Source organism: Brevibacterium sp. S22 (genome assembly GCF_004745485.1).
Taxonomy (GTDB): domain Bacteria; phylum Actinomycetota; class Actinomycetes; order Actinomycetales; family Brevibacteriaceae; genus Brevibacterium.
In genome coordinates this window covers 52074-63891 of record NZ_RHFG01000023.1, presented here as the reverse complement: position 1 = coordinate 63891, position 11818 = coordinate 52074, and the positions used below count along the sequence as shown (strand labels likewise).

General features: G+C 61.8%; 9 protein-coding genes. 7 read left to right on the top strand and 2 right to left on the bottom strand.

Annotated elements, in window-relative coordinates:
- Positions 1 to 796: 796 nt before the first annotated feature.
- Together EB835_RS15945 and EB835_RS15940 are read right to left on the bottom strand one after the other, a co-directional pair.
- Positions 797 to 2470 carry a stealth family protein gene (locus tag EB835_RS15945; RefSeq protein WP_240688791.1) on the bottom strand — a complete coding sequence of 558 codons (1674 nt, stop codon included), beginning with the start codon at positions 2468 to 2470 and terminating at the stop codon, positions 797 to 799.
- On the bottom strand, positions 2368 to 3621 hold the full coding sequence (locus tag EB835_RS15940; protein ID WP_168216759.1) for a stealth family protein: 1254 nt from the start codon (positions 3619 to 3621) through the stop codon (positions 2368 to 2370). The genes EB835_RS15945 and EB835_RS15940 overlap by 103 nt, the downstream gene beginning before the upstream one ends.
- A gap of 804 nt (positions 3622 to 4425) precedes the next feature.
- Between EB835_RS15940 and EB835_RS15935 the strand changes: the two genes are divergently transcribed.
- The 7 genes from EB835_RS15935 to EB835_RS15910 all read left to right on the top strand — a co-directional run bounded on the left by EB835_RS15935 (position 4426) and on the right by EB835_RS15910 (position 11801).
- A complete protein-coding gene (locus EB835_RS15935; RefSeq protein WP_240688790.1) occupies positions 4426 to 5421 on the top strand; it encodes a TetR/AcrR family transcriptional regulator in 996 nt (331 codons plus the stop codon).
- An 11-nt stretch (positions 5422 to 5432) separates the two neighbouring features.
- A complete protein-coding gene (locus EB835_RS15930) occupies positions 5433 to 6980 on the top strand; it encodes an ABC transporter substrate-binding protein (protein WP_135810434.1) in 1548 nt (515 codons plus the stop codon).
- A 1-nt stretch (position 6981) separates the two neighbouring features.
- Entirely contained in the window at positions 6982 to 7935 is a 954-nt protein-coding gene (locus EB835_RS15925) for an ABC transporter permease (RefSeq protein WP_135810433.1), read from the top strand.
- A complete protein-coding gene (locus EB835_RS15920) occupies positions 7932 to 8849 on the top strand; it encodes an ABC transporter permease (RefSeq protein ID WP_205749960.1) in 918 nt (305 codons plus the stop codon). The genes EB835_RS15925 and EB835_RS15920 overlap by 4 nt, the downstream gene beginning before the upstream one ends.
- Entirely contained in the window at positions 8849 to 10642 is a 1794-nt protein-coding gene (locus EB835_RS15915; RefSeq protein ID WP_135810432.1) for an ABC transporter ATP-binding protein, read from the top strand. Before EB835_RS15920 ends, EB835_RS15915 begins: the two co-directional genes overlap by 1 nt.
- Positions 10643 to 10942: 300 nt before the next feature.
- The gene (locus EB835_RS20320; RefSeq protein ID WP_168216758.1) at positions 10943 to 11092 is read left to right on the top strand and encodes a hypothetical protein; all 150 of its coding nucleotides are present in this window, start codon (positions 10943 to 10945) and stop codon (positions 11090 to 11092) included.
- Complete coding sequence (locus tag EB835_RS15910) at positions 11085 to 11801, top strand: hemerythrin domain-containing protein (RefSeq protein WP_135810431.1); 717 nt, start codon at positions 11085 to 11087, stop codon at positions 11799 to 11801. The genes EB835_RS20320 and EB835_RS15910 overlap by 8 nt, the downstream gene beginning before the upstream one ends.
- Positions 11802 to 11818: the final 17 nt, after the last annotated feature.

Here is an 11818-nt window from a genome sequence, read left to right as displayed (position 1 = left end):
CACGGTCGGAGTCTCCATCGGTGGGTTGTTTCGTCACTTCCGATGATGGGGGCTCCGATCCTTCGTTGCCCTCATCGACACACCGACTGGACTACTGCTCAGTCACCACGCTTCATTCCGCAGAGCCAGATTGGGACGTCGGGTAGCCGTGGTCGGCGTTTTAGAGCAAACATATTTCCAATAGAATGAGTCAGTTGGGTTCAGCGACAGAATTGTTCTGGGCTACGTTGATGAAGTTTCCCACAGTGTATCGGGTGACCAACGTCTGGGCTCCGCTTGTCGTTCGAGTCGCAGTCAATTTTGAATCCCGAGTGCGAGAGGTCGATGCCTCACGTTTTTGCGATGTGGCACGACGCGATGGTTTATCACCGGATTCTGGTCTTCGCGGACCTCGGATCGGCTCGAGCTTCGTACCAACTTTCAACGGTTTTCCTGCTGATACTGGTTTGGTAAGTATTACTGGTGATCCGGGAGCACCTGTTCTGGTCCTGTTCGGCATCACCAGATTCCAACAGGCGAGGTGCCCTATCAGTGGACGTAGCGAGCAATTATGCAGCAACCAGCCCGAAGATCGTGGAGAACTGTGTTCATGATGCCACCTGTTCGGTTTGGACAAAGGAAAAGCGGGTCGAAGTGCTCTCCGAATCGTCGCGCTGAGCGAGGTCGCGACCGATCTGTCGAACGCACGGATACTGCGGCGGTGCTCATTGGTCCCAGTTCGTGGGTGCTCGGAGTTGGCAGTGAAATTTCACTGCCTGCGAATCACTCGCCGCCGGCGGTTCTCTAAACGAAGGTTTCAGGCTTCGAACGAACTCTTAACCGGAAAGTACGCGTTGAGGAACTCCATCACCTCTTCGTCGCTGAGTGGCTCGACGTCTTCAGCGGGTGCGTCATTGAGACACAGAGTGGAACGATTGCGTTGGCGAAGCGTCTCGCGCAGCACCCAGCGGTAATTGTCGTCGCGAATATTGATGTAGCGATAGGTGATCGACGTCGCGACGGATTTGCCCACTATCTGCGAGTAGTAGTGGAACAGCTGGTCGGCGACGATATCGTCGTGGTGACGGAACCGGCTGGCCCATGTGCGCTCATAGTCGCCTCGAAACTTCTCCTCCATCTCGAAATGCAGGCTCTTGAGCATTGGATACGGTGTGTGCTTGACGGCTCTGGTGACAGTGACCCCGAACTCTTCGCGCAGGAGCTGTCGAATATTCCGCGTGAGATTGAAATGAGGTCCGTCCTCCGCCGTCGGTGCACCAAACGGTCGATGGTTGCGAGAAGGGAAGACCTTGACTGCACCGCTGGGTAGGAAGAAGTCTTGTGGACGCACCGGTTTGCCGAACATGACATCGTCGTTGAGATAGATGAAGTGTTCGCTCAATCCGGGAATGTGATGGAGTCTCGAGATGATCGAATTGCTGTTGAACGTCGGTAGGTGATCGGGGACATCGTAGATGTCGCTGTGATCGATCATGACAATTTTCGGGTGGTCGACGTTGAGCCAGGAAGGTAATTGCCCGGCCGTAACGATGTAAACCTTGTTGAACCATGGCGCGAAGTACTCCAACGATCGAAGCGAGTACTTCAGCTCGTCCTTGGACTCGAACCTGGCCTCATGATTGGCTTCGGGATGATATTCGTGACCCGCTAGCTGCGCTTCGAGCCGTCGTTTCGACGTAACCCACGCAGGATCGGCGCCGTCGACCCAGGTGTAGACGGCATCAATCGGGAAGGTGATGTCCTCGAGCATGGTTTCCGTCAGCACGGCCGGTGTCAGGCACTCACGACCTGACTCCGTCTTCGACTTCTGCAGCTCGAACTCTTCTTCCGACATCAATTTCGCGGCACGATTCTCCGCAGGCGCTTCGACTACGACGCGCGACTCTGTTGCTGTGGTCGTCCACATCTCGACCGAACAACCGAATCTGAAGCCGAACGACCAGTTGTTGTCCCGCACCTTCTTCGGCGCAGCCACCGTGATGACACCCAGTTCAGGGTCAGTCGCGAGCTCCAGAATCGAGGACAGGGCGACCGGGCCCGAACGGTCAGACCGAGCATAGATCGGCATTGCCAACCGTCTTCTCACGAGGGCATCTGCCACTCGCCGTTTATCGTCGAAGTGAACACCGATCCGATACCCGTGGCCCGAATAGTCTTCGACCAGCCACCACCTGATCCCACGTGAGTCGAGGGCATCGACGGTGAAGTCGAAGTTCGCCTTCGCCGCGGCCGTCGGAGTCATCTCATCGACGAGCTCGGTGAGAAGCCCGCCATGGCGAGTCACCTCACGGTCTAACGAGAATCCGCTTTTCTCTGATCTGAAACGATCGGCTTCCTCGCGCCGACGGTTGAAGCTGCGTAGTCGTTTCAGCCCATATCGGCGAAGCTTGAGATACCTTTGCTCTCCCGCGACGCCGATGACCAACGGTTTGGCGATCCCCGCCGCTTTCGTGATGAGTCTTTGATCCACGGTGTTCCCTTCTCTGGCTGCGACTCGAAACTTGACGGGATTGGAAAACGGTCGTTGAGGAATCTGCCTACTGTGCTGTCGATGGTCTCGCGCGACTCATCACACAGCGTCGTCTCATTGAGACAGAACACGTCCAGATCATCGGCTCTGGCCACCCTGGCCAATTGCAGATCCAGATCGGGACGGCCGAGGTCGATGAATCGGTAGCCGATCCAACCCTCCACAGAGTGTCCTCTTTCGAAAGCGTCGAAATGGTGCAGAGACGACGCAATCGAATAGTCGCTGGGGGATCGGAACACTGAGGCGGCTACGTGGGAGAACAGATCGGGGTGTTCGCGTTCCATGGCTTCGAGCACCGGTCTGATCTGAGGGTGCGGGGTGTGCTTGAAGCGGTGGGTGACCGTGCGTCCGTATGCGTCGAGCAGGTAGTCCCTGCCCTGTTTGGCTGCAGAGATGATCGGCAGATCCCGGGGCGACCAGCCGCCTATGTCGATGGGGACAACAGAAGGGAAGTGTCGGGCAAGCCCGTTACCCGAATAGAACAGCTCGGGGTCGGTCGGACGGAGGAAGAAGCAATCGTCGTTGAGATAGACGTAGCGATCGCAGAGTCCCTCGATGTGGTGCAGCTGCGACTCGATTGCATGAGAGTTGAACACCGGAAGCACAGTCGGGTCGGTGAAGATGTCGCGATGGTCGACAACGGTGATCTTCGGGTGATCGGTGTTCAGCCAGTCCGGTATCTGATCATCGGTGACGATGTAGATGTGGTTGGCCCACGATGCGTAGTATTCGAGCGAGCGGAGGGAGTACTTCAGTTCGTCACGGGAGGTGAACCTCGATTCTGCCAGGGCGCTGGGTTCAGTCACGCGCAGATCGGCGGCTTCCATCGCCTCGCTCATTCTGGCCCGCCATTTCGGATCTGCGCCGTCGACCCAGGTGTAGACGATATCGACCGGTTCTTGGAGGGTGTAGAGGTGAGGTGCAGGCAGTCTGAGGCGGTGATCATCGCGTATCGCATGGAACCAGGCAGTCGGTTCGATGTAGTCGACAGCCAGATTGTGGTCAGGATGTCTGCGATGACGAGTCCCTGCGATGTGCGACGCCCCATCGGCGCGTTGCCTGTCGCGCCCCAGTCTGTCCCACAACTCCACCGTCACCGTGAGCGCCGATGTCGACAGATCTCTGTCATTGGCGGCGATGTGATGCCTCAGGCAGGCTATCGAGGCGATCCTTGCGGGATATTTCTCAGCCTTTCTGGCAGCGATTTCAGCCCCGTCAGCGGCGAAGTACCGTATCGTCCAGGTACTCTTCTTTGCGCCAGTTCCGGGATCAGAATCATGAATCGCTGTGATTGCCTGGAGCGCTTGAAAAGAGAACTTGGAGTCGATGACGAGCGTTGGTGAGAAGACGCTCAACCGTGGAAGTTCGACGAACTGAATGTCGGCGCGGCGCAGCACCTCTCGGACGACTGCCAGGCTTTGGGCCTGAGCTCTTCGTGCGTCAAATGAGTCGACTGGTGTACCGGCCCAAGGTCGAACCAGCGGTGTACGCCTCTGCCACTGATGTTCGCCATGTCGCAGCTTCGAGATCCACGCCTTTCGCGCAGGCGTCAGTTTACGAGCGACATACGATCGCACCGAAAACGGTGAACTCCACAATCAGAACGCCTCCTTGCGTCTGTCTTCGCCGACACCCAGGATCTCTTCGGGCCACTGGTATCGAAAAAAACTCTACTCATTTCTCAACAAATGTGGCAGCTAAAAACACCGGGGATGCCCGATTGTGATTCCCAAGGTCTCGGATGCAACGGAACTGATTCACAACTGCCGAATTCAGAACGGGTGAACCACGGCCTCGGCAGCAGGGAGGAGTGGTTTCGGGCCATTGCCGACTGCAAACTACCCAAAACCCCAGTAAGTCTTGCCAAAATCGCAACTTCTGTGCAGACTGTAGTGGTGGTCACGGAAGGTAAAGGTGCAGACAGCACACAGACGTCGCTGGTCATCCGTGTCCGCGACGCCATCAAGAACGCGGGAATCAACCACAGCGAAGTCGCCCGACAGATCGGGCTCGACGCCAGCAAACTCTCGAAATCCCTGGCCGGAACACGCAACTTCCGAGTCGAAGAGATCTCACGCATCGCCGAACTCACCGAAGTCAGCACCGATTGGCTCACGACCGGGAGAACGGCAGGGCCGCCTCGGCGAGGGCATGCCGCGCAGTCGCCCGAAAACGTTCACAGCGGCTCGGCGGCTGTCGAGCCATCACCCGATGGCCGAGATATGCCGACGATTCCCGGACACAGCGACAGCGCAGAGCCGCCTGCGGCCGACCCCGCGCAGGAGTGGATGTCCAAGGGCACCCGCAACCGGGTGACGATCATTGCCGCGGCCTGGGAACTCTACGCCGACCTCGGCATCGACAAAGTGCGCACCGAAGACGTCGCCCGTGCGGCGGGCTTGACCACCTCGGCGGTGAACTACCACTTCCGGACGAAGGACCAACTGCTCCAAGCAGCCCTGCGCTACTCACTGGACATCATCGCGAAGACCCGCCACCTCAACGACTCCGTCGACGCCATCACCGTGCTCCGCCACTTCGCGCGCATCCACGCCGGCGTCGACCAGAAGATCCGCCGCGTCTGGTCGATCTGGCTCCAATGCTGGGCCCGAGCGGCCACGGACACAGTGGCACGCGATAACCTCACCGCTGTCTACGGCGAATGGCTCGACATGATCGCAGTGATCATCGACAGCGGCCAGAAGGCGGGACTCATCCGCACCGGCGACACCACCGTCATGGTCAAATCACTGGCGATCTTCATCGACGGACTCGGCGTGGCCCGCAGCACCGGACAGGTGCCCATCACCGATGAGGAAGCACTGACCATGCTCGAGAACTATCTGCGCGCCCACGTCCTCGCGGACCGCCAACCCGAACCGACGTCCTAGGAAGAAGGCACATGAGAACACCGAACCGAAGACAAGCGCTGGGGGCCGGACTCGCGGTGTCCGCGATCGCCGGACTCAGCGCCTGCGGCGGCGGGACCGTCGGTGCCGCCGATGCCGGCGACCCCGTCAAGGGCGGGACTCTGCGCGTGGGCGTCACCGGCGGCAACTCCGCCGACACCGTCGACGCCCACATCCCCGTCAACAACGGCGACGTCTGCCGTGCCGTCAACCTCTACAACGCCCTCTACGGCTGGGACGACGACTCTCAGGTCGTGCCGCTGCTGGCCGAGTCGATCACAGCCAACTCCGACTCCACGGTGTGGACGTGCACGCTGAAAGAGGGCGTCAAGTTCTCCGACGGCAAGCCGATCACCCCCGAGGATGTGGTCTTCACATTCGAGAGGATCACCGACCCCGACGACCCGAAGACCGCGGCCGCGAACTTCACCATGCTCGACAAGGTCGTCCCCAAGGGAGACCGCGCCGTGGAATTCCACCTCAGCGAACCCAACGGACTGTTCAAGGACGCCGTCGCCGAATACACCGCAGCCATCGTCCCCGTCGGCTACGACCCGGACAACCCGGTGTGCTCAGGGCCGTTCAAACTCAAATCCTTCACCGCCGCCCAGTCGACCGTGCTCGTGCCCAACGAGCACTACTTCGACTCCGAGAAGATCTACCTCGACGAGGTGGAGGTACTGAACTTCAACGACGACGACGCCCTCATCAACGCCCTCCTGTCCACCCAGGTCGATGCGATCGCCGGCATCCCGCTCGCCCTCGTCGAAGTCATCGACGCCGACGAGCGCATGTCCATCCTCAACTCGAAGACCGGCATGTGGCTGCCCTTCACCATGCGCGTGGACAAGAAGCCCTTCGACGACGTCAAGGTCCGGCAGGCCTTCCGCCTCGTCGTCGACCGCGAACAGATGATCGAACAGGTGCTCTCCGGCTACGGCACCCTGGGCAACGACATGTTCGGCCCGTTGAGCGAGAACTACCCGGAGTTCCCGCAGCGCAAACAGGACATCGACACGGCCAAGGAACTCCTCGCCGAGGCGGGCTACCCCGACGGGCTCGACGTCGAACTCGTCACCGCCCCCATCCAATCCGGAGCCGTCGAAGCCGCCCAGGTCTTCGCCCAGCAGGCCGCTGACGCCGGGATCCGGGTCAAGATCCGCAAGGTCGACGCCACCACGTTCTTCGGCGACGGCTACCTCAACTGGGACTTCGCCCAGGACTTCTGGTACACCCGCGATTTCATGCCGCAGGTCATCTCCTCGTGCATCGAGGAATCGCCCTTCAACGAAACCCATTGGGACGAACCGGAGTTCAACAAGGTGTTCGACAAAGCTCGCGCCATCCCCGACCCCGGTGAACGGCGGGACATGGAACACGAGCTGCAGAAGATGCTCTATGACGAAGGCGGATACATCGTGTGGGGCTTCGCCAACCAGGTCGACGCCTTCCAGAAGTACGTCGGAGGGCTCATCCCCAACTCCACGGGACGTCCCCTGAGCGGTTGGAGATTCGACCGCGTATGGATCGGAGAGGTCTGACATGTTCGGAAAAGTCATCGGTAAGCGGCTGCTCTTCTCCGCGTTCATCCTCATCGCCGTGTCCCTGCTCGTCTTCGGTGCCACCCTGCTGCTGCCCGGCGATGCTGCACGGGCGATTCTCGGCCAACAGGCCACACCCGAACGCATTGCGGCGCTGAACGAACAGCTGGGACTCGACCAACCCGCCTGGCAGCGGTACTTCACCTGGTTGGGAGGACTCTTCGTCGGCGACTTCGGAACCTCCTCGGCGACGGGAGGATCGGTCGGTGCCCTCCTCGGCGATCGAGTCGGGGCCTCCTTCATCCTCATGGGACTGGCCGCGATCATCTCCGTCCCCCTGGGAATCGGCCTCGGCGTCTTCCAGGCCCTGCACCGCGGGAAGCGCCGCGACCAGGCGATGACCGGGCTCAGCCTCGTGCTGGCGGCCATGCCCGAGTTCGTCATCGGCATCGGACTCATCGCGATCTTCGCCACCTCGGTGTTCCAGATCCTGCCCGCTGTGACCCTGGCCCCACCGGGAGAACCCGTGTGGAACCGGCCGGAACAGCTGATCCTGCCGACCCTGACCCTCATCCTCGTCGTCACCCCCTATATCGTGCGGATGATGCGGGCGACGATGATCGAAGTACTGGACTCCGGATTCGTCGAGATGGCCCGTCTCAAGGGTGTCCCGGAGAAACGCGTGATCATGCGCCACGCCGTGCCCCACGCACTCGGCCCGGTCGCCCAGGTCGTCGCGATCCAGCTGGCCTGGCTGGCCGGCGGCGTGGTCGTCGTCGAGTTCCTCTTCCGCTACCCGGGACTCGGGCAAGCACTCATCGACGCGGTGACCTACCGAGATGTGCAGGTCGTCCAAGCGATCTCCATGCTCGTCGCCGCCGTCTATGTCGTGGTGAACCTGGCGGCCGATGTCGTCGGCATCCTCACCAACCCGAAACTGAGGAGCGCAGCATGAGCACCGACGCGAACAGCCTCGACGATCTCAAATCCGCGGCCACCGACGCCGCCGAGGTCCCCAAAGAATCCCAGACCACCTATGTTCCCTTCTACAAGCGGGTGCTCGCGCAGAAGCAGGGCAAGATCGGTCTGACGATCACCGTCGTTGTGGTCGTGCTCGCTCTGTGCGGGCCGCTGCTGCTGCCCTGGGCGACGGGCAACACCGCCACACAGTTCGTGACGAAGCCCTTCAGCCCCTACGGGCTGTTCGGCTCGGACAACCTGGGTAGGGATGTGCTGTCTCGGTTCCTCGCCGGCGGTGTGACCCTCATCGTCTACGGTGTGCTGGCCACTGTCCTCGGTATTGTCGTCGGTGCGATCATCGGCATGCTCGCCGCCTATGTAGGCGGGACGTTCGACGCCGTGATCATGCGCCTCAACGATGTCATCCTCGCCATCCCGCAGCTCGTGTTCGCACTCCTTGCGATCACGGTGCTCGGGCCGCAGGGGTGGGTGCTCGTGACCGTCATCGGACTCACCCACGCCCCGCGCATCGCCCGGGTCGCGCGGTCGGCAACCCTGGGCGTCATCACCGAGGACTACATCAAGGCCGCCGAGATGTACGCGATGCCGCGGTGGAAGGTGCTCATGCGTGAGCTGCTGCCCAACATCACCGGACCGCTGAGCGTGGAGGCCGGGCTGCGCCTGACCTACTCGATCGGCTATATCGCCTCGCTGTCGTTCCTCGGTCTCGGCCTGCAGCCGCCCGCGGCCGACTGGGGTCTGATGATCAACGAGAACCGCATCGCCCTGTCCATCCAGCCCTGGGGTGTGCTGCTGCCGGTCATCGCGATCGCGCTGCTGACCATCGGCACCAACCTGCTCGCGGACTCCTTCGCCAGAGCCACCGCATCGACATCCGTGGAGGCATGATGAGCCCGAAGACAGAAACCGTTCGCCACGATGCCGCGAACGAACCAAACGAGAAGATCGTCCTACGGGTGTCCGACCTGCGGGTGCTCACGAACGCCGACGATGAGATCCTCCACGGCGTCGACTTCGCGCTGTCCCGCGGGGAGATCCTCGGGCTCGTCGGCGAGTCGGGGTCGGGCAAGACCACTGCGGGCCTGGCCTGCATGGGTCACTTCCGGGAAGGGCTGAAGTTCGGGTCCGGGTCCGTGAGCATCTGGCCGCGCGGTGAGGCCACCCACGTGGAAGTCGGCGACCTCGACGAGGTGGCCCTGCGTGATCTGCGCGGATCCCGGATCGCGTACATCCCACAGGACCCCGCACTCTCGCTCAACCCGGCCATGCGTGTGGGCGAACAGATCCGGGAAGTCCTCGACATCCACGATTTCGGATCCTCGGAGCGGGAGCGGACCGATCGCGTCGCCGAGGTGCTCGTCGATGTCGGACTGCCCGGAGACAAGGCGTATCAGAAACGCTGGCCGCACCAGCTCTCCGGCGGTCAGCAGCAGCGTATCGGCATCGCCATGGCCTTCGCCATGTACCCCGATGTGCTCATCCTCGACGAACCGACGACCGGACTGGACGTGTCCACGCAGTCGGTCGTGCTCGACACGATCCGGCAGATGACGGTGGCGAACAATGTCGCGGGCCTCTACATCACCCACGACCTGGCTGTCATCAAGGACATCTCCGACCGGGTGGCCGTGATGCTGCGCGGTGACCTCGTCGAAGAGGGACCGGTGTCGTCGGTCCTCGACGACCCGCAGCACGAGTACACGAAGATGCTCATGGCAGCTGTGCCGGACCTGGCCGGCCGCAAGACGATCGGCGACGGTGCCGCGGAAGCGAAGGAACCGTCCGAAGACGACGAGAAGACGCATATCCTCGTCTCGACAGGGGAGCGTGGCGGGTCGGGGGATACGGTCGGTTCCGGATCCGGCGGCGACGCACCGGACGGGGCGACCGCCTCGGCGGGGGAGCGGGACGGCGGCGCCGCCTCGGCGAATGCGCCTCTGCTCGAGGTCGCGGATGTGGCGCTCGCCTACGGGAAGGCGCAGATCCTCAACGGGATCAACATGGTCCTGGAACCGGGGGAGTGCACGATGCTGCTCGGCGAATCGGGATCGGGCAAGACGACCCTGTCGCAGTGTGTGGCCGGGCTCAACGACGATTACTCCGGGTCGGTGCGGCTGCGGGGCACGGAGCTGGCGCGGTCGACGCGCAAGCGCACGAACGAGCAGCGGGTGGGCATTCAGTATGTGTTCCAGTCGCCGTTCTCCTCGCTCAATCCGCGTCGGTCGATCGGTCAGTCGCTGTCGGTGCCGCTGGAGATGAGCGGTGAGGGCACGGCCGCGAGCCGGAAGGCCGCCGTCGAGGAGGCCCTCGACTCGGTGCGGTTGGGGCGGTCGTTCTATCACCGGCGTCCCGGTGACCTCTCTGGTGGCGAGCGGCAGAGGGCCGCGATCGCCCGAGCCCTGGTCAATGCGCCGTCGGTGATGGTGTGTGATGAGATCACCTCGGCGTTGGATGTCAGCGTGCAGGCCTCGATCGTCGCGCTGCTGCGGACCCTGCGGGAGGAACGACAGCTGGCGCTGCTCTTCGTCACGCACAACATCGCGCTGTCGAGGCACATCGCCGACAACCTCGCCGTGCTCAACAAGGGCAAGATCGTCGACTACGGTCCGACCGCCTCGGTGCTGGAGAATCCGTCGCACGAGTACACGCGGGCGCTGATCTCTGACGTGCCGAAGTTCTGAGGGGCTGAATTACCACAAAACGTCCGAGCCATCTGTTCGCGAACAGATGGCTGGGACCTTATGTGTTGGGCGACGCACCTAATGTGTTGTCGATCGAGGTCAGTCTGCTGACGAGCGCTGAGGCGTGAGGTCTTTCGCACGGACTGGTCCTGTGTCTATTGACGTTGATCTGGGCGGGAAGAACTCTGTTTTCGGACTTATCGAAATGGGCGATAGGTAGATCCGAAAAGATCGGTTGGACGGCACAGTTTCACGGGCGACACTATTGAATTCCACGATTTCAAGAAAGGTCCCAAGAAGATGAGCACACTCGAAGTCCGCACAATGAGAGCACAATTGCGGGTATCGGCCGCTGAATCGCCCTGGAACTGGAAGCCGACGGTCAGCGGACCAGCTGACATCGCGACGACACCGATTCATCTGACCACGCAGGGAACCAGTGATGAGTGAAATGGCCGTGAAGCGGTCGCCGGATGCAGCCAGGCCCGCCGACACTCTGACGATGACCCTCTTCCACGCAGCGCTGCGCAGAGATCTCGAACGAGCCCGATTCCTGCTGGAGAACCCACACTGGCTGAGCCCGCGGCGTGCACGCAGCCTCGGTCGGATGCTGCTGTGGAATATGGGTGAGCTGCGCCGACACCATGAGGGAGAAGACCACTTTCTGTGGCCCCTGCTGCTCGAGCGCTCGCCGGAGAGTTCTGATCTGCTCGATGCCATGGAGGACGAGCATCAGGCAATCGACGAACCGCTTGCAGACCTTGAGGCTGCTGCCCGCGGTCTCGTCGCCGCACGCAATGGGCCGCAGGAGGTTCTTGCCGCCCTCGACGTGCTGGAAGGACCATTGCGGGCACACCTCGAGCACGAGGAAGCCGACGGAATGGACATTGCCACTCGTGTGCTCACCCACCAAGAATGGAAGGAATTCGAACAGCGGGCATGGGCTGCAGGCTATACGCCGCTCGAGGCGCTCCGGTTCCTTGCCTGGATATGCGACGGGGTCGATTGGAACCCATCGGTATTGCGGCGCACTCGCATGCCCGTTCCCTTCTGGCGAGTGATGGCCGGGCCACTTTCGTCTATCGCGGCGGTTCCGGGTGCGAGCGTCTGGGCAGGCACTCCGGCCGCGCGGATCAGGAGTCGGCTGACCCCGCGATGAGCAGGATCCTCGACTCC